The organism is Hydrogenophaga sp. PAMC20947, from assembly GCF_004795855.1.
Lineage (GTDB): Bacteria > Pseudomonadota > Gammaproteobacteria > Burkholderiales > Burkholderiaceae_C > Hydrogenophaga.
Genome location: NZ_CP039252.1, coordinates 2,170,880 through 2,195,392, shown reverse-complemented (window position 1 = coordinate 2,195,392; position 24,513 = coordinate 2,170,880). Strand labels below are relative to the sequence as shown.

Below are 24,513 nucleotides of genomic sequence, written 5' to 3'. Positions count from 1 at the left end.
AAAACGCAGATGGCAACAAAGCCAAACAACGAGCGGCTGGCGGTGATGATCGACGCCGACAACGCGCAGGCATCGCTGGTCCACGAGCTCATGTCGGAAGTGTCGCGCTACGGCACCGCCACCATCAAGCGGGCTTATGGCGACTGGACAACGCCCAATTTGCAGCAGTGGAAGAACGTGCTCCACGCCAACGCGATCCAGCCGATGCAGCAGTTCCGCTACACGACAGGCAAGAACGCGACGGACTCGGCGCTCATCATCGACGCAATGGACGTGCTGCACGCGGGTCTCGTTGATGGTTTCTGCTTGGTGTCATCTGACAGCGACTTCACGCGCCTGGCCACTCGAATTCGTGAGGCCGGCTTGGCTGTATATGGATTCGGGGAGCGCCACACGCCAGAGCCTTTTGTGGCAGCCTGCGACAAGTTCATCTATACGGAAATTCTTAAACAAAAGCCTGTGGAAACACCTGAGGCCGAGCCCAGTGCAGAGCCCACAACTGAGCTTGCGGAGCTTCAACCACTGGTGATCGCTGCGATAGATGCGAATGCGAGAGAAGACGGTTGGGCGCCGCTGGGAGGCGTGGGTAGTTACATCGGAAAAATTGACCCATCTTTCGATGCCCGCAACTTTGGATTCAAGAAACTGAGCGATCTGGTGCGGGCTTTGGGCTACGTTGAGACAAAAGATGTGCCGTTCAGTCGACCCGACGGGGTTGTGCTGAACAACATGCAGATTCGAATGAAGCGAGTTGTTCGCTGACCCCTTGCGAAGACGTTTCTTTGCGATGACTCTAGCTATTTGATCTCGAAGGAGGCCTTGTGTACGTGATTGTTGAGACGTTCTATTCGGGCGGCGAATCGTCATCGGCGAAGGTTCGCGTGCGCCCGGTCGATGGTCAGGAGTTTCCTACGGGCATGCGTGTCGAATGCTCGCGGGCTATGCGCGAATCGGCTCCTGTCGGCTCACGATTTCGACTCTTGGTTAAACCAACCAGTCGTGAAGGCGGCGCACCGTTTCTCTACAGCAATCCGAATAACAAATGGGAGAAGGTGGATTGAGCGCACCGGGAAGCCAATTAGTGGGCGAAAAGGCCATGATCTGCCGCACATGGAGCGAGATGGAAGCCTGCGGCAGGGCGCTGAAACAGCACGGCCTGCCGCACCATGTGCGCAAAGGCTCAGGCACCTTCTACCCCGCCGCCGACACCATCAAGGTCTTGACCATGCACGTGAGCAAAGGGCTGGAGTTTCCGGTGGTGGCGCTGGTGGGCGTGGGCCACATGCCTGCGGCGAACCAGAGCGAGAAAGATGAAGCGCGGCTGTTTTATGTGGGGGCGACCCGGGCCACGCAGCGGCTGATCATTGGCTTGAGTGGGGATGGGCAGTTTGCGACGCGATTTGTAGCGTGAACTTCAGGCAATTGGAGTCTGACCCCAATTCTCTGCTTGGATTTTCTGATTCCCTAGTAAAAAGAGTCTACTTGGTCCTCCTTAGTTGGAGCTTTTCCTGTTTGAGAACAGAGAGAAATGCCGAGGGCAAAACCAATCATTACAACGCCCGAAACGGCTGACTTGTAGGCTACCCATTCTATTCCCATCAGAGACACCCAGAACTCAGCTTCTACCATGTAACCGCCAACGGCAAGTCCAAAGGGGAAAGCAATCAGACCTCCTGCAATGCCATAGAGCAGCTTTTGCGTATTCATGATCTAAGGAATTGAGTGTTGTGCGAGGGCGGCCGTTGTCAGTTTTAAGTTGGGGTGTACATCATGCAAATTAATTAGAGTCTGACCTCAATTATTCAATTAGAATCTGCACCCAATTTTCTGCGGTGTGCTCAGATCTCACACCGCGTTTGATATCACTTTCTCAAGTAATCGGTTTGACTTTTAAGACGGTATCCGACCCCGAGTGCGCGTTTCTTTAACGATTGATCTAAAAATGGAAAATGCGAGGATCGCCAAAATGATGGCGAATCTTCCACTGCCTGATGCGTTTTCTCTATATTTACGAGCTATTTGGCTGTAAGCCCGTACGAGCTTTTCGTCGATCGTGAGTTGATATATTGTGTGGTATGTATTGTCGTCAAATATGGGAGTGTGTGTATTTGAAGGGCGAAAATTCAGTTTTGCAGTTGATCCGACTAGAGCTAGCCTCTTTACCAATCCAATCTCTCCCGAAATTGAACCGTACACGAAATATCTGGGATCATTTTCCAGCTTGATTCTGATCGTATTGCCATATTTTCCAGAAGCCCAGACGGTTTCAATCTTTCCCTCAATTTGGTGAAGCTCATCAAGATTCGGGATATCACCTTCGCCCATCCACTGTTTGGTAAAAATTCCCAGCAGCGTCAAGCAGCAAAACAAGCCGAAATATAGTTTCAATGAGCTATTGGATTTCATGCTCTTGCGAGGTAGCAGCTGAAGAGGTTTTTTATCATAAATTTTTTCCCGTATCAGATTTGGAAAAGTTCATGCTGAGAATGTCGGGTCTATAGGTATCTTTGATGAAAATTGCCCCTATATCGAAGGTAAAGTTTGTTGTAGAACAATTCGAGTCTAACCTCAATTATTACGCGCACTTCGAGCCCGCGATGGTGGCGCTGAAATACAACCCGTTGATGAAAGTGTTCGCCGAGCGCCTCAAAGCCGATGGCCTGGCACCCAAGGCGGTGATCGCGGCTTGCATGCACAAGTTGATCCGCCAGATCTACGGGGTGCTCAAGTCACGCACCGTGTTTGATGCCACTTTCTTGGGGAATCGGCTTGACTTTCAAGACGGTATCTGACCCCAAGGACTTTCTATGGATAAACCCCACTAGGAAGAACAACCTCAGTCCAAATGTCGTCCTTGGTCTTTACGTAGCAGAACATTTTCTTCCCATTTATTGTTGATCCCTGCTCTCCTGAATACAGATACACCCGTCGCCATCTCTGCGAAGGACGTACCCGGACGACTAGGTTTGTAATATTGCTTTTTTCTGAAACCCAAGGTGCAGGGAGTCGCTGCCAATCTTGATCCTCTATCTCCGCAACTTCCATCGTAGAACCTTCAGTCGTGCATTTGATATTGATGAATGATGTCAAACCGGATGAAAATCCTGCGGCCAGAGGAAGTAGGGGCCGAAGCGGGACTTGGCCACGAACTCGACGCCTGCTTGTTCGCCCTTGGGGGTCATCACGTGTTTGTCGCCTTCCTGTGCCAAGAAGCCTTGCGATGCTGCGCGATCCAGAAACTGGGCGGTTTTCATGCCCAGCTTGGCGGCGATTTTTGATGAGGTGAGCTTGTCGCCGCTGCTTTCTGTTTCGCTGTCCTTCTCGGACTCTGTAGCGGTCGGCGCAGTGGTCGCGGCAGCGGTTGCAGAGACGCGCTCCAGCGAAATGCGCACTTCATCGCTGATGCGGATGATGCGCTGGGCTTCTTCGTAGGCGTCTTTGTAGAGCTGGCCGTCTTCGCTGCGCTGGATCAGCACGCCCATCTCGTTGTTGTTCACCTGGCTGAACTCATACAGGTTCAGGCTGGTGATGATGCAGAGCTCTTCGCTCATGTAGCACTTGGCGTGCAGGTTCTTGCAGAAACTGGTGCGCACGAAGCTGAGCCCGCGCAGCCATTCAATTTCCTGTGGCTGCAACTCGCTTTTGCCGTAGACGATGCGCACATCAATCTTCAGGCGGTTCTTGTCCTCCAGCAACTCCTTCATGCGGTCGTTGAGCTTGAGAAACGGGCTGATCAGAATCAGCCTTTCAGATGCACCTTTGATCAACTCTTCCAGTTGGTAGTTGGTGCCAGTGGTCGTTAAGAATTTTGCCATTTATTGGTTTCCTCCTTATCTGAAAATTAAATCAAACTAACCTTTATTAGTTCCCCATGTATCTACCTTGAGTTTTATTTTAAATAATATTCAAGAGGCAAAATGCAAAAATTCACTCATATTAATAATCTAATTTTTTCAATAATGCTTCTGGCTTCATAAATTATGAAGCCGCGGATTCTGGATGAAATGTGATTAGTAGGTGTCAAACTCTCTATCGCTGATGAATGCATCAATTGTCTTCGATCCGACGATGTTCGAATTTGTGTTGAATAGCGACTTATACTCTAGTAGGGAATTGGCTGAGAGGATTCTGGTAGAGCTTCCATGAGTATGAAGAAATTTTTCGAACTTCTTCATAATTTTTGGAGTTTCAGAGAGGTTGTTCTTGTTCTCAATGAGATCTAATATCGATTTGTCATGAAGGAACTCACTCAGACCAACGGCCGAAAATATGGAAAGTTTTTGTTCGGCTGCCTTGGCGATAGTGATGGTTCTGACGCACCAAGCCAGTCTTTTGTTGACCAATGATTTATTTTTTACATTTGAGCCGAACTGGAGAATCGCACCGCCGAGATTCGTAGCGTCCTCAATTTCTTTGCTATAGGATTTTTTGAACTCGAAATTACTTTGTAAAAACTCAAAATCGTTGTTGAAGTCAATTAATGGGCGACCCTCTCGGACAATATGTAGCATGAAGAGCTCACCGTTCTTTGCCATCTTTATAGCTAGACTTCTTGGGTAAAGGGCAAGATTAATCTTGTTTTGCACAACCATTCGGTACTCCCCTTCCGATGTGATCGATAATAGATCAACATCTGACGTGGATGTATTGGTGCCTCTTGCGCAACTGCCGTAAATGATGAGGGATGAAATGTTAATCATTTTATTCTATTTACTTGGTTTATTATTGTTGGCACGAATATTGTGTACCACCATAAGCCAAGAAGCATATTGACAGCAATTAGTGATTGCATAGGTAGAGAGCTGGTCAATGATGCATATTTTGTATACCCAACTAAGAGAGTGATCTCTATCGCTGCTAGAATAGATTGAGGAATGCCTTGGAAGGTGCCAGTAATTGAGTAGATTATTCCAAAAATCGACATCAATATTATTCCCGCGACAATCGCTCTACCAAGCTTTCCTCCCCATCCATTTATTGACCCTGATATTTGTGTTACTGCGCGCTCGAGTTGAAGTGCAATTTCAATTCCACCATGAAGCAATTTCCGTGAAACGGATTTTGACTGCTTTCGTTGGAATTCTTGATTTGATATTTTTGCTTTTAGTGCTTGGGTGGTGTGCGCTTTTACAGCTTCAAAGTATGCATCGTCATCACCTTGATCTTGAATGCTGGTGAGCAACATTCGAGCAACCTTCGATTTTGTGCCTTCGAGGCGATATCTTTGGTAGTCGGGGGATGTACTAAATTGACTTAGGAGATCCTTGTCCATGTTTGTAGATGCGGCTCTAATAAAACTATGCGGATTAGTTATTATTGTTTTTGTAAATCGCATTTCATTTGATGAGATGCCAATTTTCTTCCAGGCACACTGATTAAACTGACAGTCAATGAATTTTGATGTGGATATGGAGGCTACGTCAAATGTGCATTGAGAAAATTTCACATCATTCCATATCGCTGTCTTGAAGTCGCAATTCTTGAATGTGCAATTTCTGAAGGTTAGATTTATGAAGTCGAAGGTGCCCTCGAAATCGCAAGTTTCAAAGATTGTGTTGATGATTGTGTGCCATGCGTACTGGCCAACCTTTGTTTTTAGCTGATCTGAATGGCAAACGGCTTTGCTAATTGATGGGAAGTTTTGTGTATTCCAGTCGAATTCAATAAAATTTGAAGTGATTTTTCCTGGGTTATAGACGGGATCCCAATAGCTTCTCTCTCGCTTGGAGCTGCTGTTCAGTCGTGGTTTGGTTGCCATCACTTTCCCCAGCTGTCTTTCAACCCCGTCACCCGATTAAAAACAGGCTTGCTACCCGCCACATGGTCCACCCGGTCGGCCACAAAATACCCAAACCGCTCAAACTGGAACTTCTGATCGGGCTGGGCCAAAGCCAGCGAAGGCTCCACGAACGCGGTGACGACCTTCAAGCTGTCAGGGTTCAGCGCTTCAATGAAATCCTTCCCGCCCGCATCGGGATTCGGGTCTGAGAACAGGCGGTCGTACAGGCGCACTTCGGCTTGCACGCCGTCGGCCACGCTCACCCAGGTGATGGCGGCTTTGGCTTTCACGCTGTCGGCGCCAGCTGTACCGCTCTTGGTGTTGGCGATCACTTTGGCGTGTACCTCGATCACTTGGCCTTCCTCGGTCTTGGCGCCAGCGCCAATGCACTCGATCACGTAGCCGCCTTTGAGGCGAACGACATTGCCTGGAAAGAGGCGTTTGTAGCCCTTGGGCGGCACTTCTTCAAAGTCTTCGCGCTCGATCCACACTTCTTTGCCAATCTGGAATTGGCGGGCGGGTGGCGGCTCGGTGCCCTCCGCAATGGCACTGTGGGGCAGGGCGGGTTGTTCGCAGGTTTCGGTGTAATCGTCACTGCCGAAGACTTCTGCCCAGTTGGTGAGCACCAACTTGACCGGGTCGAGCACGGCCATGCCGCGGTGGGCTTTGTTTTCCAGGTCTTCGCGCAGGCAGCCTTCCAGCGTGGCGTAGTCGATCCACGAATCGCTCTTGGTCACGCCAATGCGCTCGGCAAAGAGCTTCAGGCTCTCGGGCGTGTAGCCGCGGCGGCGCAGGCCCACGATGGTGGGCAAACGCGGGTCGTCCCAGCCGTTGACCTTGTTGTCGTACACGAGCTGGGCGAGCTTGCGCTTGCTGGTGATCACATAGGTGAGGTTGAGGCGGGCGAATTCGTATTGGCGCGGGGGCGGGCTGGCGAAGAGGCCGCCTTCGCACAATTTTTCCAACAACCAGTCGTAAAACGGGCGCTGGTCTTCGAATTCGAGCGTGCACAGGCTGTGGGTGATTTGCTCGAGCGCGTCTTCAATCGGGTGGGCAAAGGTGTACATCGGGTAGATGCACCATTTGTCGCCGGTGTTGTGGTGGGTGGCGCGGCGCACGCGGTAGATGGCGGGGTCGCGCAGGTTGATGTTGGGCGAGGCCATGTCTATTCTTGCGCGCAAGACCATGGAGCCGTCTTCGTGCTTGCCATCGCGCATTTCCTGAAAACGGGTGAGGTTTTCGGCGGGGGTGCGGGCGCGGAAGGGGCTGTCTTTGCCGGGGGTGTTGAAGTCGCCGCGGTTGAGGCGCATTTCTTCGCTGGTTTGCTCGTCCACATAGGCCAGGCCGGCGCCGATCAAATACAGCGCGCACTCAAACATGAAATCGAAATAGTCGCTGGCCTGGTAGGGCAGGGCTTCGGTGTTCGCTTTGCCCGGCTCGCCGTTCCAGCTGAAGCCCAGCCACTTCACGGCATCGATGATGCTGTTGACGTATTCGGTGTCTTCTTTTTCGGGGTTGGTGTCGTCAAAGCGCAGGTGGCACACGCCGCCGTATTCCTCGGCCAGGCCGAAGTTGATGCAGATGCTTTTGGCGTGGCCAATGTGCAGGTAGCCGTTGGGCTCGGGGGGGAAGCGGGTGCGGATCTTGGCGGGGTCTGGCTGGCCCTTGCCTTGAATGTCGGCCCCACCGGGAACGCCCGCCCAGCGGCGCTCGGCGTAGGTGCCTTGCGCGAGGTCTTTTTCAATGATCTGGCGCAGGAAGTTGCTGACCTTGTGCTCGCCGTCGCCAGAGGCGTCGGCAGCGTTATTTTTGTGGCCGTTGTTGGCGGTGTGGCTGGGGGTGTTGGAGCTCATGTGAAGCATTCTAGGGGGCGGGGGGGTGTTCAGAGCGAGGGCAATGCTTGGGCGTTGGCGAGGGCTGTGGCGCGAAAGCCGCTGCTGATGCCTTCATGGGCGGCGGCGGCTTGCCAGAAGGCTTGCGCCATCGTGCGGGCGCGGGGCCACACGGCCAGGGTGTGCACGTTGGGGCGCGGTGGCTGGGCGCTGAAATCGCGGGGCACGATTTCGCCGGCCACGGGGGCGTAAAACATGGGCAGCATGTCGTAGGCGGGGGCGAGCTGCCAGCGGTCGTTGCGCAGCAACAGCGAGATGTTGCCGTGGTGGCGGTCGGTGTTGGCGATCAGTGCGCCGTAGGCATCGAGCAGGCACAGGGTTTCGACATCGGCCGGGCTCAGGCGTTCGGCGCCGGCGCGGTCGACGCGCTGGGCGGTGTCGACCCAGTTGGTGCCCTGGCCGATGTACTGGCGGTCATACACATCGAGCGACACCATGCCCACGCGCCCTTGGGGCGTGCGGTCGAAGCGGCGGCTTTCCAGAAACACGCGGCCCTGGGCCTGGTGCAGCGCGGTGGGGGCCGAGGCGATGCCGGCTTCGGCCAGCGTGCGCAGCGCCAGGGCTTCGCACATCAACAGGTCGCGCCAGCGCTGGTCGGCCGGGCTGTCGCCCGCAGCCGAAAACTTCACCAACACGGGGTGCCCCTCGCGCACGGCGCTGAACTTGGGCTGCTCTCCGCCCGCGCCCGAGCCCGCAAAAATTTGGCCGAGCGCCTGGGCGGCGAGGGCGGGGTAAGTGGCGGCGGGGTCGTGTACCACCGGGGCCTGGCAGCGCTGCGGCGCGGGCAGGTTGAGGTAGCGGTCGAAGGCGGCGGCGCCCACGATGAGGTTGCCCGGCAAATCTTCGCCCGCGTTGACCAGCGCTTTCAGGATGTGGTCGTCGCTCCAGTGCTGCAGGTTGGGGGGGAGCCTGAGCATGGGATGGGCGGCGGCGAAGCCCCGGCCCAGAAAGCCCTGGGGCCGCATGTCGTACAGAAACCAGGGCAGGCTGTCGTGAAAGGCGCTGCTGCCGTGGGCTTTGTCGGCTTCGTCCATCCAGAAGCCGCCGCCCGGGAGCGGGTAGAGCTGGCCAAAGGGGCGCAGCTGGCCGTCGGGCGTGATTTCATGAATGCTCACCTGGCGGCCCACGCCTTCGACCTCGCGCGGCCACACATACCGCCGTGCCCGCGCCGCGCCCACGGCGACCACCTCGCCGCTGGCCAGCAAGGGCGCGAGCCAGCGCGAGAGCGTGGGCTGGCTGATGGCCAGGCGCTGCTGGAGCTGTGGGCTGCTGGCCTGGCCCCCGAGTTGGCGCAAGGCGGTGAGCAGGGTTTCCGTCATGGAGTGAGGCTGGTTTGAATGGTTTTGTGAATAGATATTTTATTCAAAACCCCTATCAGTGTGGCGATCCATCGGCGTATTTTCAGATGCCGCCGGATTCGATCGACTGGTTTGTGAATGGATTCAGTCGGGTTGGGCCCGGAAGGTGTTGTGGCCCCAGAGGGTGGGGTGCACCAGGCGCGCAAGCACAAAGGAAAAGGACAAAGACAAGGCCAAAGGCGCCCAAGACCGGGTTGCCCTTGCCGTTGCGCTCGGCAAAGGCGGTGCCCCGTTGCGGCGGCTTGATGGTGGCCACCGGCGGATTGCGGGCGCGTTCGGTGTTGGCGACCCGGGGGACTGCCTGGCTGTTGATGGGCCTGTTGTTGGGCCGTGTTGGAAAGTGTTTCAGCGGTGTCCACTTTCGATTAAGGTATCGCCTGTGGGAAACTCTTGCCCGAAAGCACGCTCTTCATGAAAAAAGACAATCCCGATACCTTTCCCGAGACGGAACACACGCGTTGGCTTGAGACCCACGCCGAAGACGTGTTCTTGCCTTCGGTGCGCGTGCAGATCAATTGGCGCGACGTGGAGTCGGCGGTAGAAAACGGCGGCATTGTGGCCGCCCAGGCCCACTCGCTGTGGGCCACCTGGGCCATGCCGGGCAGCCCCACCCGCCTGGGCACAGAAGGCGAGGCCCCTGTGCCGCCGGCACCCTCTCAGTTGCTGGAGAGCAGCTGGGCGGCCAACCGGCCCATGCCACCCACCCGCGCTGTGCGGGCGCAAACGCGCCAGCCGGTGGGCCGGTGGTTTGCCGCCGGGCTGGTGCTGGGTGTGGCGCTGGTCTGGGGTTTTGCGTTGCTCAGAGGCATTTCGCTGCTGGGCTGACCACCCGCCCGGCGCAGGGCTTGTTCACTGGCCCATTGCTTCAAAGCGTCACTGACCGAAGCGCGGCCCGCTTTTCAAAAACTCGATTTCCTCAGGGGTGCTCTTGCGGCCCAGCACCCCGTTGCGGTAAGGGAAGCGGCCAAAGCGCTGGATGATCTCGCGGTGTTCCCGGGCGAAGCGCAAATTGCCTTGCAGGGTTTCGCTCAGCGCGGGTGGACTGCCGTTGACCAGGGCTTCAAACCGGCTCACGCATTCGTCTTGCAAGGCCCGGTTTTCGGCGTGCATCAGCGGCATGTACAAAAACACACGGCCCGCGCGGGGCAGTTCCTGGTCCTGTTCCAACGCCAGGGCCTGCAACACCAGCTTTTGCGCCCGCACATCGCCTTTGAAAGCCTGGGCCTTGCCGCGGTAGACGTTGCGCGTGAACTGGTCGAGCACGATCACCAGGGCCAGCCGGGTGAGCGGGCTGTGCTCCCAGTCGACCAGATCGCCATCCAGGGCTGCGGCCACCAGCGAGCCGAACTGCGCGTCGATTTCAACGTCTTGTTCGACACCGCCGCCGAACCAGCGTTTGTCCAGCGGGGTACTGGGCCAGTCGCCTTCAAGGCCGTCTGCCAGCCAGTAGTGGAGCACTTCGGCGGCAACGGGTGGCAGGTGGGATGCGGGATGGGTCATGGCGGGGGGCCCTCCTTGAGGCGTTACGTTTGGCAACGAGATCCTTACCGGGGAAACACACGGTCTTTACACAATTTGGCTGTAATAGCCCCATGGTGACCGATTTGGAAGCCGATCACAGGAGACCTTACATGACGACACAACATTCCATGTCCTTTTTCTCTGCCTGGCGCCGCTCGTCTGCCCTGGCGCGCGGCCTTGCGGTGGCGGCTCTGGCCGCCGGCGGCTGGGCGCTGTCGGCGGGCGCCAGCACGGCACAGGCCCGCGATGTGTACTGGTCGGTGGGGGTCGATTCCCCTGGCGTATCGGTGGGGGTGTCCAATGCCCCGCCACCACGCGTGGTGGTGCATCCGCGCCCGGTGTATATCGAGCAAGCGCCGGTGGTGGTGTACCCGGGCCATCGCCGTCCGCGCCCGGTGTATGTGGAGCAGGCGCCGGTGGTTTATGTGGGTGACTACGGGTACCGGGACGACCGCTACTACCGCCACGACCGACACAACCGCTGGGAAGAGCGCCGCCGCGCGCGCCATGAGCGCAGGCACGACCGCGAGGATCGCCGCCACGGCAACCGGGGCAACCACCGGGGCCACCGCGACAACGATTGATTGATGGCCGACTTCAGACCGACTTGAGACCGATGGTGGTCGATCGCAGTTGAATACGGCTACATGGCGCGAAAGCGCTGTGCGTAGACCCGGCTGACGGCGTACTGCTCGCCGCCCCGGGCACGCAAACGCAGGCGTGTGCGGCCGGCTTCGTCGCGCTGCACGCTGTCAATGGCGTCGGCCCGCACCACGGTGCCCCGGTGCACTTGCCAGAACACCGCCGGATCGAGCTGGGGCAACAGCTCTTTGAGCGCGGTGCGGATCAGGTATTCGCTGGATTCGGTGAGCACACGCACGTATTTGTCGGCCGCCTCGAACACCAGGACTTCGCCCAGCGGCACCATGCGGATGCTGTTGCCCACGCTGGCCTGGATCACTTGGAGGCGTTCACTCGCCGCCTGCGTTTCGGGCCCGGCCAGCAGGGCGCGGAGCTGGGCCAGAGTGGCGTCCATGCCAGCGGCTTCGGGCCGCCCCGGCGAAGGGCCAGACCGCCGTTGGGCCAGCGCGGCCTGAAGCCGCTGCGCGGTGCGCGCCAGGCGCTCGGCTTGCACTGGCTTCAACACATAGTCCATGGCCTGCGCTTCAAACGCCTGCAAGGCGTATTCGTCGTAGGCGGTGACAAACACCAGCGCAGGAAAGGGCGGGGCGCCCGCCTCGCCGGACGGCCATTCGTCGGCCAGCTCGGCGGCGGCTTCCAGGCCGGTGAGGCCGGGCATGCGGATGTCGAGAAACACCACGTCGGGCTTCAAGGCCAGCGCCTGGTCCACGGCGGCCTGGCCGTTGCCCACCACGGCGATCACATCGAGCGTCGGCCATGCCTTTTTCAGCTCGGCTTGCAGCGCGGCGGCGAGCAGGGGCTCGTCTTCGGCGATCAGGGCGGTGGGGTGGGAGGGGGTGTTCAACGTGCTTGAGGTGTTCAAGGTGTTCAAAGCCTTCAAACGGGCAGCAGGGCCGACGTGTCGAGGGGCAGGTGGAGCGTGATGCGGGTGCCTTGCTGGGGCACGCTGTGCCATTCCAGGCGATCGGCCTGCTGGGGCGCCGGGCCAAAGGCGGTGAGCAGCCGCTCGCGCACCTGGGCAAGGCCGAATCCCGATCCGTTGCTGTGGCCGTTGGCGCTACCGTTGCCATTGCCGCCGGGCACGGCGAGGCAGCCGGCGCCGGTGTCATTCACCGTGAGCACCAGTTCTTTGCCGATGGCCTGTGCGGAGACCTGGATCTCGCCGCCGTTCACGTGGGGCTCCAGTCCGTGGCGAATGGCGTTTTCGACCAGGGGTTGCAGCAGCAGCGGCGGCAGGGGGTGGCGGGCGAGCTCGGGCGGGAGTGTGAGGGTGTGGCGCAGGCGCTCGCCCATGCGCACCGACATGAGCGCGAGGTAGTCGTCCAGTCGCTCGAACTCGTCTTGCAGGGTGTGGGGGCGTTGCGGGGCTTGATCGCTGCGGGATGCGCGCAAGGTGGCGCGCAGGTAGCCGTTGAGGCGGTCCAGCATGTCCACGGCTTTTTCTTGATCGACCGTGATCAGCGCCCGCAGGTTGGCCAGCGTGTTGAACAGCATGTGGGGTTCAAGCTGGGTTTCCAGCAGCCGCAGGCGGGCTTCGGTGGCCTGGCGCTGCAGCGATTGCGCTTTTTCACGCTGGTAGAAAAAGAACAGGAAGCCCACGCTGATGGCCAGGGAGCTGGCGAGGAAGCCCCAGAAACGCCTGGGCGATTGGGTGAGCAAGGAAAAGGTTGAGACATGGGCGTAGAGGTCACCGATCCAGGTGCCCAACGCATAGCCGAGCACAGCACTGCAAAAGAACCAGGTCGTGCTGCGCGCGTTCAGGGCCCAGTAATTCGGGGCTGGCAGCCGCAGCCAACCGTGCGCGGCGATGCGCAGGGGATCGGTGAAGAACCAGATGGCGGTGCTGATGGCGTAGCTGTACACCAGCGCTTCGGACATGGACCCGAAGCTGGGTTTGTTGAACCAGTTCATCACCGCGATGCCCAGGGCCACCGCCCACACGATCAGGCCGCGCCGCAGCAGACCACGGTGGGTTTCGGGCGGGAGCCAGCGGTTGATGAAGTTGGGGGTGTGCATGGGGGCTGGAGCGCGTTTCAGTTGATTCTAGGCACCCATTGCACAACCCGTGGCGCGCCTGGCGGAGGTGATGCGGAGGTGTTGCGGAGGGTCCCCGGGTTTGCGGCGGCGGTTCAATGCCGGTTCATCAGGCGCTCGCGCTCGGTTTGCAGCATCTTCGCTTTCATGGACTCGCCGAAGCGCGGGCCGAAAGCGACGAAAGCATGTACCGCCAGGCCCAGACCCCAGCCCAAGGCGGGGGCCAGCGGCCAGGCGCGGCCTTGCCACAGGCCGATCAAAGCCAGGCCGCCGATCACACAGGCGTAGACGGTGGCATGGTGGTACCAGCCGAGCTTGGCTTTCACGCGCCGGGTGGCGAGGGCTTCGATGTGGTGGGCCGAGAGAGGGGCTGAGAGCGGGGCCGATTGGGCGAATGAGGGCTGGGTGTTCATGGTCAAGCTCCTGGGTCGAAGGGGGTTGGGAGGATCAGGCTGGGATGGCCTGCATGGTGGGGCGCGCCATTCGCCACAGCCGCAGGGCCCGAGCGGCGAAGATGCCGTTGAAAACGCCGTAGACGGCGGCCAATGAGAGCGCGAAGCTGGCGTTTTGAATCAGGCCGGGTTGCATGGCCAGCTCGATGGCGACGGTGTATTTGGTGAAGAAAATCGCCAGAATGAGCAACAGGGGCACGGGGCTGCCGGGCAGGTTGAACTGGCGGCTGCTGGCGTTGTAGCGGGTACCTGCTGGCGGCGCGGTGCGCCATGCCATGGCGACACCGGCGCTGACGGCGGCGGCGAGCGACCAGACCACCAGCGCGGCAAGGCCGCTGGTCGAGGCCATGAGTGCAGCGCCCAGACTGAAGACCGACAGGCAGGCCATGGAAATCGGCAGCAGTGCGACCCGGGCGATGCTGGCCCGGCGTTCGAAGCACTGGCTCACGCCCAGCGCGATCAGGCCGATCAGCAGGCCCCACACCCAGGCGGGGGTGCGCCCCAGGATGGACGGCAGGGCTTCGGGGTGTTGGACGAGCAGTGAAATCAACATGATGGGCTCCTCAGGAACAGGTCTTTCAAAGCAAGCCCAGCCACTGGCCCCAGACCAGTTGACCGAGAAAGCGGGTGGGCAACAGGGTGAACACCCCAGCGCCTATGCCGGCGCTGACATACAGGCGCACCATCCAACCGCGGTGCTGGTCGATCTGGCCGCGCAGCAGCGCGCGAAACGCCATGAACAGGCTGCCAAACACCACCGGAACCAGGATGTGGATGGGCGTGTAGCCGGCAATATTGGGCAACTTGAAATCGCGGATGAAGATGGCCGAGACGGCGGTCATGAGCATGAGGGTGACCCAGGCGTAGCCGGCGGCGCGGTGCAGGCGGGGGCGCTGGGTGGCGGCGACTTTGGCCTGGTTGCCCCGGCGGGCCCACAGGGCCACGGGGCCAAGCACCAGAGCGCCCAGCGCGGCGCTGAGGTGGATGGCGATGACGGGGGACATTTGCATGGGGGTGGGCTCCGTGGGGTGTGTTGAGAGGGGGTTGGGCTTTCGTTTGTTGGTGTCACTGTGGCCGCAGCGGCTGGCGCGGGCCAGCGGTTTGCGATGAATCGCCGGGTCTGTGGCGCGAAATGGCAGCCGGTGGGCGCGAATGGCGGCAGCGGCGATCAAGGAACAGGTGCGCAGACCGAAGAAAATGGGGACTCAAGCGTTGCGCCGGTTTCTACAATGGGCACAGTTCCGGCGCTGCTGCGCGCGCCGGGTTTCAAGCATTTCAGAGAGAACGGGTTTTTTCATGAAGCAATGGCATCGTCGAAAGCTGGGGTTGACGCTGGCGCTGGTTGGGGCATTGGCGGCGTCGTCGGTGTTGTCGGCCTGCTCGGGCATGGGCTCGGGCCCGCGCGAGGTGGATGTTTCAGAAGCCCGTTTGCTGGCCCTGGTGGCCAGGCAGTTTCCGGTGCAGAAAAAATACCTGGAGCTGTTCGAGGTATCGCTGTCAGAGCCCCAGCTGCGCCTGATGCCGGATGAAAACCGGATCGGCACCCGCCTGAACTATGCGGCGAGCACGGTGCTGAGCAGCAGGGCCCCCTGGAGCGGGCAGCTGGAGCTGAGCTACGGCTTGCGCTACCAGGCGAGCGACCAGACGGTGCGGCTGGACCAGGTTCGCATGGAGGGCTTCCAGCTCTCGGGTGCGCCGGTTTCCTATGCCCAGCAGCTTCGGGGGGCGGGTACCCAGATCGCGGAGACGATGCTGCAAGATCTGGTGGTGCACCAGTTCAAACCCGAAGAACTGCGCCGGGTTGATGGTTTGGGTTACCAGCCGGGTGTGTTGAAGGTGGTGCCGGGCGGACTGCGGCTGCAGCTGGATCCGGTCAAACGCTGAGCGGCGGGCTTAAGGGGCTGCGCCTGCTCAGGCTGCGGATACCATAGGCGTATGAATCAGGCCAGTGGTGGCCTGTTCGTTTTTGTGAGCCGCCCTGGTGCGGTCAGGTATGGATACAGTGTTGTTGATCAAGGCCGCCGTCATGGGTGTGGTGGAGGGCTTGACCGAGTTCTTGCCGATTTCGTCCACCGGACACCTGATTCTGGCGGGCAGCCTGCTGGATTTCACCGGCGACCGCGCCAAGGTGTTTGAGATCGCGATCCAGACGGGGGCGATTCTGGCGGTGATCATTGTTTATTGGCAGCGTATCCGCGACACGATCGCGGGCCTGCCTTCCGAGCGGCAGGCGCAGCGCTTTGCGCTCAATGTGGCGATAGCCTTTGTGCCTGCCGTGGTGCTCGGGCTCTTGCTGGGCAAGGCCATCAAAATGCATTTGTTCACACCGATGGTGGTGGCCACCACTTTTATCGTGGGTGGCTTCATCATTTTGTGGGCCGAGCGGCGCAATTCCGTAGACGCCCGCATCCAGTCGGTGGATGAAATGACGCCCTGGGATGCGCTCAAGCTGGGCCTGGTGCAGTGCCTGGCGCTGGTGCCGGGCACCAGCCGCAGCGGCTCGACCATCATTGGCGGCATGCTGCTGGGCCTGTCGCGCAAAGCCGCCATTGATTTCAGCTTTTACCTCGCCATTCCCACCCTGATCGGGGCGGGCTTTTACAGCCTGTACAAAGACCGGGCGCTGCTCTCGGCGGCCGATATTCCGGTGTTTGCCGTGGGCTTGCTGTTTGCCTTTCTGAGCGCCTGGCTGTGCATCCGCTGGTTGCTGCGCTATATCGCCAACCACAGCTTTGTGCCCTTCGCCTGGTACCGCATCGCCTTTGGCTGCCTGATTCTGTTGACAGCCTCCATGGGCTGGGTAGAGTGGTCCGCATGAAATTGGGAGCACAACTCGAAGCCATCCCTTCGGTGGGACCGCTGCTGTGGCGCCTGTCGGCTTTGTTGTCGGGTGTGGGCTTGCTGGTGGTCGGGGTGGGCCTGCTGTTTTCGGTGCTGGGCTTGCGCGCTGGCCTGGCCGATTTCTCCACCATCACACTGGGCCTGGTCACCTCGGCCTACTTTGTGGGCTTTGTGGCGGGCACCTACGCATGCCCGGTGGTGATCCGGCGGGTGGGGCATATCCGGGCGTTTGCCGCCATGGCCTCACTGGCTTCGACCATGCCCATCTTGCATGCGCTCTGGATCGATCCCTGGTTCTGGGGGCTGCTGCGTTTTGTCACCGGCGTGTGCATGGTGGGTCTCTACATCGTGCTCGAGAGCTGGCTCAATGCCCTGGCGCCCAACGCTTTGCGTGGCCGTTTGTTCGCCGTGTACATGGCGGTCAATTTCGTTGCGCTGGCTTTGGGTCAGTGGTTGATCCTGGTGGGTGACCGCCTGGGCTTTGTCCCGTTTGCCATGGTGTCGGTGATGTTTTCGTTTGCCTTGCTGCCCATCACCATGACCGAGGTGGACGAGCCACCGCCCGTGGACGCGCCCACGCTCAGTTTGCGCAACCTCTACGAGGCTTCGCCGATTGGCATGGCTGCGGCCCTGGCCTCAGGCCTGATCACCGGGGCTTTTTACGGCATGAGTTCGGTGTTCGGCAAGTCGGTGGGTTTCTCCGACGCCGAGGTCGCCTCGTTCATCGCGGCGGCGATCTTGGGTGGGGCGGTGTTTCAGTGGCCAGTGGGCCACTACTCGGACACCCACGATCGGCGCATTGTGTTGATGTGGGTCTGCATTCTCGGCGCGGCGGTCACAGGCCTGGGTTACGTGCTGACCGGCATTTCGACGGCCGCCCTGATTCCCTTGGCGGTCGTCTTGGGCGGGTTGATTTTTGCCATTTACGGTTTGTGCGTGGCCCACGTGAACGACCAGATCGACTCGGCACGGCTGGTGGAGTTCACCGGCGGTTTGCTGTTGATTCATGGCATCGGTGCCGCCATCGGACCGGTGGTGGCCGGTGTGGCGATGGACATCGCCGGGCCTTCCAGCCTGATGCTGTTTTATTCAGCGGTGATGGCCTCGCTGGCCTTGTATGCCATCAAGCGCTTCAGGGCGGCGCCAGCGGCGGTGCCGAACGAAGAGAAGGCAGACTTCGTGCTGATGGGCGGTGGTTCGCAAGCGGTGTTGCACATGGATCCGCGGACCGATACGGTGTCGCCCGATCCGGTCAGCGGAGACGGGCCGTCGCCGGCGGAAGCGCCAACCGGGCACGGAGCCTGAGCCTTTTCTGCACAGGCCCGACCACTTCAGACTTCAGGGGGCGGGATGGTCGGCCGCTGAAGGCGCTGAGGGCAGGGTGAAACCGAACTGGGCCCCTCGACCGGGCTCACCCACGGCGCTCAGCTCACCGCTGTGTCGCACCACGATGCGCCGGGCGGTGGCCAGGCCCACGCCCAGCCCGGCAAATTCGTGGGGCATGTGCAAACGCTGAAAGGGCTGGAACAGCTTGCCTGCATGCGCCATGTCGAATCCGGCGCCGTTGTCGCTGACGCAGTAGCGGGGCTGTCCCTGCGCATCCACTTCGCTGTAGACACGGATGCGGGCTTCGGTTGTGCGCATGGTGTATTTCCAGGCGTTGCCCAGCAGGTTTTGCATCAGCGCTTCAATCAAAGGCGGGTCGGCCTGGATCAGCAGTCCGGGTTCGACCTGCCAGTCAACGTTGCGGTGAGGTTCGTCACTGGCCATTTCTTCCAGCAAGCGCGTGGCCACCACGCTCAAGTTGACCGGGTGGCGGGTCACCTGGCCCCGCGCGTATTGGGACAGCGTCAGCAGCCCGTCGATCAGCTGCCCCATTTTCTGGCTGGCATTGCGGATGCGCTGAAGGTGGGTGACGCTGGATTCGTTCAAGGCGGGGTTGTCTTCTTGCAGCGCTTGTGCAAAGCCATTGATGATGCGCAGCGGTGAGCGCAGGTCATGGGCCACCGCATAGGAATAGCTTTCGAGTTCGTTGTAGGCGTCTTTCAGCTCGTGCGTGCGATCCTGGATGCGCTGCTCCAGCGATGCGTTGAGGTGCTTAATCTCGAGCTCGGCGAGTTTTTGCTTGCTCACGTCTTGCGTCACACCCAGCGCGCGCAAGGCGCGGCCGCGTTCATCGCGCTCGAAGTCGGCGGTCACCGTGAACCACTGAATTCTGCTGCCCGGACGCCCCCGGTACAGGCCCTGGTAGTTGCCGCGACCCTTGATCGCCTGCGCCCATTCGGCCTTCAGGCGGACATGGTCGTCGGGATGGACTTTTGCCAGAATGCCTTCGGCCTCGAACTGGTTGGCGGACGGGTCCAGCCAAGGATAGATCTTGCCAAAGGTGCGAAAGCGCTGCTCCGCGATGTCGCATTCCCAGGTGAGCAGCGCGCCCACCGCTTGTGCTCGCTGCATCAGCCGTTCACTGGTGCGCAGCGCTTCTTCTGTGGCTTTGACGGCCGAGATGTCTTGCACCACCGAGATGAAGTAGTCGGGTTGGCCTTGGGCTTTGAGCATCAAGGCCACGGTGACCTGCGCCCAGATCTGATGACCCTGGCGGTGGATGTAGCGTTTTTCGAGCGTGTATTGGGTGCGCAAGCCCTGGACGGCCTGGTGCAGCAGCCCGACGTCATCGGCGATATCGTCTGGGTGGGTGATGTCCTGGAAGGTCAGTTGGCGCAGCTCCGCTTCGCTGTAGCCCACCAGCTGGCAGAAGGTCTGGTTGACGGCCAGCAGCTCGCCGCCCAGGCCCACGTGGGTGATGCCGGCGGCCGCATGTTCGAAGGTGTCCAGAAATTTTTTCTGGCTGCTCGTGAGTTCACGCTTGAGGTCGTGCATGCGGCGGTTGCGCTGTTGCATGACCCAGATGGCACCGATCACCACCAGCTGCGTGATCAGGAAGGTGAGGTTGAGCCAGAACGCCTCCACCGGGTTGCTGACCGCCATCTGGCCCAGCGGCGCGATCATGGCGAAATTCGCCAGCAGCATGGCGAGGGCGGTGCTGATCAGGCCCGACGACACGCCACCAAACAAGGTAGACACGGTCACGGCCAATGACAGGGTCGCAAAACGGGCGCCCGATTCGGGTGAGCTGATCTGCAATCGCAACCAGACGGCAAGCAAGGTCAACGCCACCGCCGCGCTCCAGCGCAGCCAGAGGGGGTGCGTGCGGGGTTCGTTGTCCAGCAGCCGGCGCCAAGCGGACTGCCAGCGTGAAGGAGCCTGACGGTTAGAGGAACTCATGTGTTGGGCACATGTTACCTAGGACGGGGCCTTTGGTGGGTTGCTCCGGTGTCCCTGAAGCCCATTGGCGGGATTTTTCCTGCTTATTCGCGTTTAAGCGGGCTGTTGGCGTCGGGAAACAGGGGAAATTCGGGCCTTGTCGCCTGCGCGAGGCAGGCGACTCAACCGGCCAGGGTTTTCAGCAGCGTTTCAATGGCCGCCGCTGTTTCCTGGGGTTTTTCCATGGGGAACAGGTGGCTGCCTTCAACCATGAGCATGCGCTCGGGGTGTTGGCGACCGACCACTTTGTGGGTCATGGACATGCCCACCTGCTTCATCTCCAGCGAAGCCGTGCCCCCAATGAAGCCCACCGGGCATTGCAAGGGCTTGCGGCGCAGCAGCCGGTCGAGGTTGTGGGGCAGGGTGTTGTAGATCAGCGTTTCCACGTCGCGGTCAAAGCAAAGCACGCGTTTGCCTTCGACATCGTGGGTGCCGTGGTCGATGTAATCGCGCAAAACCTGAGGGTCCCAGCGCGCGAAGGCGGGCTTGCTGGAGAAATGCTGGAAAACCGCTTCGGTATCGGCCCAGCTGTTGCGGCGCCGGCGGCTCACCTTGCCCGGTGAGATGGAGCCCACGAGCTGGGTGCGTTTGGCGAGTTCGAGCGTGCGGGCGCGCCAGCCACCAATCACAGGCGAATCCAGCAAGACCACACCGCGCACCGCACGCCCGCCCAGCTCGGGGTGGCGCGCGGCGCACATGAGGCTCAGGAAACCGCCCAGCGAATGCCCCACCAGCCAGGCGGGCTCGCCCTGGCGCTGGATTTCAGCACTGGCGAAATCGGCCACCTGCTGCACGACATGGGGCCAGTTGCTGGTGACCGGGTAGTTGGGGTCGTGGCCCAGCATGTCGGGCGCGCGCACGGCAAAGCCGCGGGCACGCAACGACTTGAACAGCACCCCGTAGGTGCTGGCCGGAAAGCTGTTGGCGTGGGAAAAAATAACGAGGGACATGGAGGCAGAAGGTGAAGCGAACACGCGTTGACGGGCACGCTCGCACCAGTCGCCGCCGAGCATGAGGGTCTCAGACCAGTTTTTCTGTCGCGTTGGTGATTTTGCGCAGGGGCTGGTGGCGTGAGGCGCCGCCCATCAGGGGGACTTCGGTGGGGCTGGCGTCCCAGGTGGGGTCTTCGATGCTGTCAAAGACTTCCCGCAGCTTTTGGCCCCAGCTGCTGTGCAGCATGCGAAAGTAGGGGTTGTTTTCGTCGATGCAGGTGACTTTGTCGCTTTGCAGCTGGTTGGCTTCGTACACCACCATGTCCAGCGGCAGGCCCACCGAGAGGTTGGATTTGAGTGTGGAGTCCATGGAAACCAGCACACACTTGGCGGCCTCGTCCAGCGGTGTCTGGGGGGTGATCACGCGGTCGAGCACGGGCTTGCCGTATTTGGATTCGCCCAGCTGGAAGAAAGGGGTTTCGGCGGTGGCTTCGATGAAGTTGCCCGCTGAATACACCTGAAACAGGCGCATGCCTTCGCCTTTGATCTGGCCACCAAAAACCATGGACACATTGAAGTCCAGCCCGGCGCTTCGCAGCGCGTCGCCGTCGCGTTCGTGCACATGGCGAACGGCGGCGCCGAGCACCCGCACAGCGTCGAACATGCTTTTGGCATTCCAGATGGTGATGGGTTCGCCACCGTTGTGGTCAGCGAGTTCTTCGGTCTGCAGGATTTCCCGCACCGACTGGGAGATCGACAGGTTGCCGGCCGAGAGCAGGCACATGAAACGATCGCCTGTCTTTTCGTAGACGATCATTTTCCGGAACGTGCTGATCTGGTCGAGCCCGGCATTGGTGCGCGAGTCGGAGAGGAACACCATGCCGGCGTTGAGTTTGACGGCGACGCAATAAGTCATGTGGTGGATTGGGCGAGTTTTTTGAGGGTGTAGAGCTGTTCCAGCGCTTCGCGCGGTGACAGGGCGTCGGGATCGATGCCTGACAGGGCGGTCTGCAGGGGATGTGCTTCGGGCGCTTCGCTCACCGGCGGCGGGGCAAAGAGGTCGACCTGATCGCGGTTCTGGCTGCTCTGGTTTTCCAGCGCGGCCAGTGCGTGGCGGGCGTGTTGCACCACCGATGTGGGCACGCCGGCCAGCCGGGCAACCTGAATGCCGTAGCTGCGGCTGGCGGGCCCGGGCTCGATCTGGTGCAGGAAGACGATGTTGGCCTTGCCGCTGCCCTCCACCGCGCTCACGTGCACATTGATGGCGGCGTGGTGTTGCGCGGGGAATTCGGTGAGCTCGAAATAGTGGGTGGCAAACAGGGTGAAGGCCTTGGCTTTGTCGTGCAGGTGGGCCGCAATGCCGCCGGCCAGCGCCAGGCCGTCAAAGGTGGATGTGCCGCGGCCAATTTCGTCCATCAGCACCAGTGAATAGGCGCCCCCTGGACCGGGCTGAGCCCGGTCCTCCCCCCGAGGGAGGACAGGAAGCTTGGGGCGGCCCGGCGCTTCCTTGGACGTGACCGCGTTGAGGATTTGCGCGGCTTCGGTCATTTCCACCATGAAGGTCGACTGGGCGTTGGCCAGATCGTCGGCGGCGCCAATGCGCGTGTGGATGGCGTCGATGGGGCCGAGTCGGCAGCTCTCGGCTGGGACGTAGCTGCCCATGCTGGCGAGCAAGACGATCACCGCGACCTGGCGCATGTAGGTGCTCTTGCCGCCCATGTTGGGGCCGGTGATGACCTGCATGCGTTGCTTGGCGCCCATGAGGGTGTCGTTGGCGATGAAGCTGCCGCCGGTGGTTTCGTTGAGCCGCGCTTCCACCACGGGGTGGCGCCCGCCCCGAATTTCGATGCAGGGTTCGTTGACGAACTGGGGCTCGTGCCACTGCAGCGTGAGCGAACGCTCGGCCAGCGCACACAGGGCATCGAGCGCCGCGATGGCGCGCGCCAGACGGGTGAGGTCGGGGATGAAGGCCTGCAGTTCGTCGAGCAGGTTTTCAAACAGCCATTTCTCCCGCGCCAAAGCGCGTTCCTGGGCCGACAGGGCTTTGTCTTCGAAGGCTTTGAGTTCGGGCGTGATGAAGCGCTCGGCGTTTTTGAGGGTTTGCCGGCGGCGGTAGTCGTCGGGCACCTTGCTGACCTGGCCTTGTGAGACTTCGATGTAGAAACCATGGACCTTGTTGAACTGCACCCGCAGGTTGGTGATGCCGGTGCGCTCGCGCTCGCGGGTTTCGAGGTCGATCAGAAAACCGTCGCAGTTGTTCTGGATGGCGCGCAGCTCATCGAGTTCGGCGTCGAAACCATCGGCGATCACGCCACCGTCGCGCACCAGGGCGGCTGGCTCGGCATGCAAGGCGCTGCGCAGCAGGGATGCACACCGCTCGGGAGGAATCAGGTCGTTGCCCAGCTTGCTGAGCAGTACGGGTGCTGTGTCGGCGGACAGCTCTTGGGCGAGGCCCTGGGCCAGCTCGGCGGCCCGCGCGAGGGTCAGGCCCAGGCCCACCAGTTCGCGGGGGCGCACCTGGCGCAGGGCGGTGCGGGCCGTGATGCGTTCGACATCGCTGGCGCCTTTGAGTGACTGGCGCAGGCGCTGACCCAGCCCCTGACGCAACACACCGAGCGCCGCAAGGCGGGCACGCGCCGGGCCCCGGTCACGCGCCGGCTCGAGCAGCCAGGTGCGCAGCTGCCGGCTGCCCATGCCGGTGTGGCAGACATCGAGCAGCGACAGCAGGGTGGGGCTGCTCTCGCCTCGCAGGGTTTGCGTGAGTTCAAGGTTGCGGCGTGTGGTCGAAGGCAAGTCGATCAGCTCGTCGTTGTGCGCCACTTGCAGGCTCTTGACGTGTGTGAGCGCGCGCCCCTGGGTGTGCTCGGCGTATTCCAGCAACGCAGCCGCCGCCGCGTGGGCGTCGGTGAGGGCCTGGGCATCCCAGGCGGCGAGGCTGGCGGTTTGCAACTGCTCCAGCAGTTTGCGCTCGCCCAGCCCGCTGTCAAAGGCCCAGGCCGGGCGCAGCACGGCCACCATGCGGGTGCCACCGACGCCTTGCTGCGAGGCCAGGGACTGGACGGATTTTTCAAATGCGGGGCTGACCTCGGCGCTGTAAAGCACTTCTCCAGGGGCGATGCGGGCCATCCAGTCGGCCAATTCGTCGCTGGCGCACTGGGCCAGGAAGACGATGCCCTGTGTGACCGACATCCAGGCCAGGCCGCAACCCGTGCGTGCACCAGGGTGCACCGCCATCAGCAGGGCTTCGGATTTGTCTGACAGGAGCTCGGAGTCGGTCAGCGTGCCCGGGGTGACGACCCGCATGACCTTGCGCTCGACCGGGCCCTTGGATGTGGCCACATCGCCCACTTGCTCACAGATGGCCGCGGACTCGCCCAGCTTGATCAGCCGGGCCAGGTAGTTGTCGAGCGCGTGAAACGGGATGCCCGCCATGACCACGGGCGACCCGGCCGACTGGCCGCGCTGGGTCAGCGTGATGTCGAGCAGGCGCGCCGCCTTTTCGGCATCACCGAAGAAGAGCTCGTAAAAATCCCCCATGCGGTAGAACACCAGGGTGTTGGGATACCCCGCCTTGAGGGCGAGGTACTGCTGCATCATGGGGGTGTGACGGGCCAGCGATTCGCTGTCTGTCGTGCGGGTGCTGGTATCGCGATTCAACGCCGGTCTTCCTGGTCAGTTTGGCTGGCACCCAACCTCAAGAGGTGCAGTGCGAGCGCGGTGGCTTGGGTGTGCTGTGTC

Annotated in this window: 26 protein-coding genes; 9 read left to right on the top strand and 17 right to left on the bottom strand. The window is 60.6% G+C overall.

The window, feature by feature from the left end; genetic code table 11:
- Nucleotides 1-45: 45 nt before the first annotated feature.
- From E5678_RS09750 to E5678_RS09740, 3 genes are read left to right on the top strand one after another with little or no spacing between them, the layout of a single operon-like run.
- Nucleotides 46-762: an NYN domain-containing protein gene (locus E5678_RS09750; RefSeq protein ID WP_247596971.1), complete on the top strand. Its 717-nt coding sequence runs from the start codon at nt 46-48 to the stop codon at nt 760-762.
- 59 nt (nt 763-821) lie between these two features.
- Complete coding sequence (locus E5678_RS09745; RefSeq protein WP_136178341.1) at nt 822-1,061, top strand: hypothetical protein; 240 nt, start codon at nt 822-824, stop codon at nt 1,059-1,061.
- 35 nt (nt 1,062-1,096) lie between these two features.
- On the top strand, nt 1,097-1,411 hold the full coding sequence (locus E5678_RS09740; RefSeq protein ID WP_168708527.1) for a 3'-5' exonuclease: 315 nt from the start codon (nt 1,097-1,099) through the stop codon (nt 1,409-1,411).
- A 53-nt stretch (nt 1,412-1,464) separates the two neighbouring features.
- Here E5678_RS09740 and E5678_RS09735 read toward each other — a convergent pair whose 3' ends face one another.
- A complete protein-coding gene (locus tag E5678_RS09735) occupies nt 1,465-1,707 on the bottom strand; it encodes a hypothetical protein (protein WP_136178339.1) in 243 nt (80 codons plus the stop codon).
- Nucleotides 1,708-1,890: 183 nt separating this feature from the next.
- Nucleotides 1,891-2,406, bottom strand: a complete 516-nt coding sequence (locus tag E5678_RS09730) for a hypothetical protein (RefSeq protein ID WP_136178338.1) — start codon at nt 2,404-2,406, stop codon at nt 1,891-1,893.
- Between the two features lie 104 nt (nt 2,407-2,510).
- Between E5678_RS09730 and E5678_RS09725 the strand changes: the two genes are divergently transcribed.
- Nucleotides 2,511-2,792 (top strand): hypothetical protein, encoded by a 282-nt coding sequence (locus E5678_RS09725; RefSeq protein WP_210732018.1) that lies wholly within the window; start codon nt 2,511-2,513, stop codon nt 2,790-2,792.
- A gap of 294 nt (nt 2,793-3,086) precedes the next feature.
- On the opposite strand, the gene E5678_RS09720 is transcribed toward E5678_RS09725, so the two are convergent.
- The 5 genes from E5678_RS09720 to yjjJ all read right to left on the bottom strand — a co-directional run bounded on the left by E5678_RS09720 (nt 3,087) and on the right by yjjJ (nt 8,990).
- Nucleotides 3,087-3,815 carry a phospholipase D family protein gene (locus E5678_RS09720; protein WP_136178337.1) on the bottom strand — a complete coding sequence of 243 codons (729 nt, stop codon included), beginning with the start codon at nt 3,813-3,815 and terminating at the stop codon, nt 3,087-3,089.
- A 195-nt stretch (nt 3,816-4,010) separates the two neighbouring features.
- Nucleotides 4,011-4,700: a nucleotidyltransferase domain-containing protein gene (locus tag E5678_RS09715; RefSeq protein WP_136178336.1), complete on the bottom strand. Its 690-nt coding sequence runs from the start codon at nt 4,698-4,700 to the stop codon at nt 4,011-4,013.
- A complete protein-coding gene (locus tag E5678_RS09710) occupies nt 4,697-5,758 on the bottom strand; it encodes a pentapeptide repeat-containing protein (RefSeq protein WP_136178335.1) in 1,062 nt (353 codons plus the stop codon). The genes E5678_RS09715 and E5678_RS09710 overlap by 4 nt, the downstream gene beginning before the upstream one ends.
- Nucleotides 5,758-7,632, bottom strand: coding sequence for a glutamine--tRNA ligase/YqeY domain fusion protein (locus E5678_RS09705; protein ID WP_136178334.1), 1,875 nt, complete (start codon nt 7,630-7,632; stop codon nt 5,758-5,760). The genes E5678_RS09710 and E5678_RS09705 overlap by 1 nt, the downstream gene beginning before the upstream one ends.
- Before the next feature lie 29 nt (nt 7,633-7,661).
- Nucleotides 7,662-8,990 (bottom strand): type II toxin-antitoxin system HipA family toxin YjjJ, encoded by a 1,329-nt coding sequence (gene yjjJ, locus E5678_RS09700; RefSeq protein WP_136178333.1) that lies wholly within the window; start codon nt 8,988-8,990, stop codon nt 7,662-7,664.
- Between the two features lie 450 nt (nt 8,991-9,440).
- Between yjjJ and E5678_RS09695 the strand changes: the two genes are divergently transcribed.
- Nucleotides 9,441-9,854 carry a hypothetical protein gene (locus E5678_RS09695; RefSeq protein ID WP_136178332.1) on the top strand — a complete coding sequence of 138 codons (414 nt, stop codon included), beginning with the start codon at nt 9,441-9,443 and terminating at the stop codon, nt 9,852-9,854.
- A gap of 48 nt (nt 9,855-9,902) precedes the next feature.
- Here E5678_RS09695 and E5678_RS09690 read toward each other — a convergent pair whose 3' ends face one another.
- Nucleotides 9,903-10,529 carry a DUF924 family protein gene (locus E5678_RS09690; RefSeq protein WP_136178331.1) on the bottom strand — a complete coding sequence of 209 codons (627 nt, stop codon included), beginning with the start codon at nt 10,527-10,529 and terminating at the stop codon, nt 9,903-9,905.
- Between the two features lie 131 nt (nt 10,530-10,660).
- Here E5678_RS09690 and E5678_RS22625 point away from each other — a divergent pair, with 131 nt between their 5' ends.
- A complete protein-coding gene (locus tag E5678_RS22625) occupies nt 10,661-11,134 on the top strand; it encodes a hypothetical protein (protein WP_348770377.1) in 474 nt (157 codons plus the stop codon).
- Between the two features lie 59 nt (nt 11,135-11,193).
- On the opposite strand, the gene E5678_RS09680 is transcribed toward E5678_RS22625, so the two are convergent.
- The 5 genes from E5678_RS09680 to E5678_RS09660 all read right to left on the bottom strand — a co-directional run bounded on the left by E5678_RS09680 (nt 11,194) and on the right by E5678_RS09660 (nt 14,688).
- Complete coding sequence (locus tag E5678_RS09680; RefSeq protein WP_247596970.1) at nt 11,194-12,054, bottom strand: LytTR family DNA-binding domain-containing protein; 861 nt, start codon at nt 12,052-12,054, stop codon at nt 11,194-11,196.
- Between the two features lie 14 nt (nt 12,055-12,068).
- A complete protein-coding gene (locus E5678_RS09675) occupies nt 12,069-13,208 on the bottom strand; it encodes a histidine kinase (protein WP_247596969.1) in 1,140 nt (379 codons plus the stop codon).
- A gap of 113 nt (nt 13,209-13,321) precedes the next feature.
- On the bottom strand, nt 13,322-13,639 hold the full coding sequence (locus tag E5678_RS09670) for a 2TM domain-containing protein (protein ID WP_136178329.1): 318 nt from the start codon (nt 13,637-13,639) through the stop codon (nt 13,322-13,324).
- A 34-nt stretch (nt 13,640-13,673) separates the two neighbouring features.
- Nucleotides 13,674-14,231 (bottom strand): DUF6622 family protein, encoded by a 558-nt coding sequence (locus E5678_RS09665; protein ID WP_136178328.1) that lies wholly within the window; start codon nt 14,229-14,231, stop codon nt 13,674-13,676.
- 25 nt (nt 14,232-14,256) lie between these two features.
- Nucleotides 14,257-14,688 (bottom strand): DUF2306 domain-containing protein, encoded by a 432-nt coding sequence (locus tag E5678_RS09660; protein WP_136178327.1) that lies wholly within the window; start codon nt 14,686-14,688, stop codon nt 14,257-14,259.
- Between the two features lie 286 nt (nt 14,689-14,974).
- Between E5678_RS09660 and E5678_RS09655 the strand changes: the two genes are divergently transcribed.
- From E5678_RS09655 to E5678_RS09645, 3 genes are all read left to right on the top strand, one after another.
- Nucleotides 14,975-15,562: a DUF1439 domain-containing protein gene (locus tag E5678_RS09655; RefSeq protein ID WP_168708526.1), complete on the top strand. Its 588-nt coding sequence runs from the start codon at nt 14,975-14,977 to the stop codon at nt 15,560-15,562.
- 109 nt (nt 15,563-15,671) lie between these two features.
- Complete coding sequence (locus E5678_RS09650; RefSeq protein WP_136178325.1) at nt 15,672-16,496, top strand: undecaprenyl-diphosphate phosphatase; 825 nt, start codon at nt 15,672-15,674, stop codon at nt 16,494-16,496.
- The gene (locus E5678_RS09645) at nt 16,493-17,824 is read left to right on the top strand and encodes an MFS transporter (RefSeq protein ID WP_136178324.1); all 1,332 of its coding nucleotides are present in this window, start codon (nt 16,493-16,495) and stop codon (nt 17,822-17,824) included. Before E5678_RS09650 ends, E5678_RS09645 begins: the two co-directional genes overlap by 4 nt.
- Before the next feature lie 33 nt (nt 17,825-17,857).
- On the opposite strand, the gene E5678_RS09640 is transcribed toward E5678_RS09645, so the two are convergent.
- The 4 genes from E5678_RS09640 to mutS all read right to left on the bottom strand — a co-directional run bounded on the left by E5678_RS09640 (nt 17,858) and on the right by mutS (nt 24,372).
- Nucleotides 17,858-19,804, bottom strand: coding sequence for a PAS domain S-box protein (locus E5678_RS09640; RefSeq protein WP_136178323.1), 1,947 nt, complete (start codon nt 19,802-19,804; stop codon nt 17,858-17,860).
- Between the two features lie 161 nt (nt 19,805-19,965).
- A complete protein-coding gene (locus E5678_RS09635; protein ID WP_136178322.1) occupies nt 19,966-20,793 on the bottom strand; it encodes an alpha/beta hydrolase in 828 nt (275 codons plus the stop codon).
- A 70-nt stretch (nt 20,794-20,863) separates the two neighbouring features.
- Nucleotides 20,864-21,691 carry a proteasome-type protease gene (locus E5678_RS09630; protein WP_136178321.1) on the bottom strand — a complete coding sequence of 276 codons (828 nt, stop codon included), beginning with the start codon at nt 21,689-21,691 and terminating at the stop codon, nt 20,864-20,866.
- Nucleotides 21,688-24,372, bottom strand: coding sequence for a DNA mismatch repair protein MutS (mutS, locus tag E5678_RS09625; protein WP_136180717.1), 2,685 nt, complete (start codon nt 24,370-24,372; stop codon nt 21,688-21,690). Before mutS ends, E5678_RS09630 begins: the two co-directional genes overlap by 4 nt.
- Nucleotides 24,373-24,513 lie beyond the last annotated feature (141 nt).

Coding starts and splice junctions, on each gene's coding strand:
- E5678_RS09750 (WP_247596971.1), top strand. CDS start 46: ATGATCGACGCCGACAACGCGCAGGCATCGCTGGTCCACGAGCTCATG.
- E5678_RS09740 (WP_168708527.1), top strand. CDS start 1,097: ATGATCTGCCGCACATGGAGCGAGATGGAAGCCTGCGGCAGGGCGCTG.
- E5678_RS09735 (WP_136178339.1), bottom strand. CDS start 1,707: ATGAATACGCAAAAGCTGCTCTATGGCATTGCAGGAGGTCTGATTGCT.
- E5678_RS09730 (WP_136178338.1), bottom strand. CDS start 2,406: ATGAAATCCAATAGCTCATTGAAACTATATTTCGGCTTGTTTTGCTGC.
- E5678_RS09725 (WP_210732018.1), top strand. CDS start 2,511: ATGAAAATTGCCCCTATATCGAAGGTAAAGTTTGTTGTAGAACAATTC.
- E5678_RS09720 (WP_136178337.1), bottom strand. CDS start 3,815: ATGGCAAAATTCTTAACGACCACTGGCACCAACTACCAACTGGAAGAG.
- E5678_RS09715 (WP_136178336.1), bottom strand. CDS start 4,700: ATGATTAACATTTCATCCCTCATCATTTACGGCAGTTGCGCAAGAGGC.
- E5678_RS09710 (WP_136178335.1), bottom strand. CDS start 5,758: ATGGCAACCAAACCACGACTGAACAGCAGCTCCAAGCGAGAGAGAAGC.
- E5678_RS09705 (WP_136178334.1), bottom strand. CDS start 7,632: ATGAGCTCCAACACCCCCAGCCACACCGCCAACAACGGCCACAAAAAT.
- yjjJ (WP_136178333.1), bottom strand. CDS start 8,990: ATGACGGAAACCCTGCTCACCGCCTTGCGCCAACTCGGGGGCCAGGCC.
- E5678_RS09695 (WP_136178332.1), top strand. CDS start 9,441: ATGAAAAAAGACAATCCCGATACCTTTCCCGAGACGGAACACACGCGT.
- E5678_RS09690 (WP_136178331.1), bottom strand. CDS start 10,529: ATGACCCATCCCGCATCCCACCTGCCACCCGTTGCCGCCGAAGTGCTC.
- E5678_RS22625 (WP_348770377.1), top strand. CDS start 10,661: ATGACGACACAACATTCCATGTCCTTTTTCTCTGCCTGGCGCCGCTCG.
- E5678_RS09675 (WP_247596969.1), bottom strand. CDS start 13,208: ATGCACACCCCCAACTTCATCAACCGCTGGCTCCCGCCCGAAACCCAC.
- E5678_RS09670 (WP_136178329.1), bottom strand. CDS start 13,639: ATGAACACCCAGCCCTCATTCGCCCAATCGGCCCCGCTCTCAGCCCCT.
- E5678_RS09665 (WP_136178328.1), bottom strand. CDS start 14,231: ATGTTGATTTCACTGCTCGTCCAACACCCCGAAGCCCTGCCGTCCATC.
- E5678_RS09660 (WP_136178327.1), bottom strand. CDS start 14,688: ATGCAAATGTCCCCCGTCATCGCCATCCACCTCAGCGCCGCGCTGGGC.
- E5678_RS09655 (WP_168708526.1), top strand. CDS start 14,975: ATGAAGCAATGGCATCGTCGAAAGCTGGGGTTGACGCTGGCGCTGGTT.
- E5678_RS09650 (WP_136178325.1), top strand. CDS start 15,672: ATGGATACAGTGTTGTTGATCAAGGCCGCCGTCATGGGTGTGGTGGAG.
- E5678_RS09645 (WP_136178324.1), top strand. CDS start 16,493: ATGAAATTGGGAGCACAACTCGAAGCCATCCCTTCGGTGGGACCGCTG.
- E5678_RS09640 (WP_136178323.1), bottom strand. CDS start 19,804: ATGAGTTCCTCTAACCGTCAGGCTCCTTCACGCTGGCAGTCCGCTTGG.
- E5678_RS09635 (WP_136178322.1), bottom strand. CDS start 20,793: ATGTCCCTCGTTATTTTTTCCCACGCCAACAGCTTTCCGGCCAGCACC.
- E5678_RS09630 (WP_136178321.1), bottom strand. CDS start 21,691: ATGACTTATTGCGTCGCCGTCAAACTCAACGCCGGCATGGTGTTCCTC.
- mutS (WP_136180717.1), bottom strand. CDS start 24,372: ATGATGCAGCAGTACCTCGCCCTCAAGGCGGGGTATCCCAACACCCTG.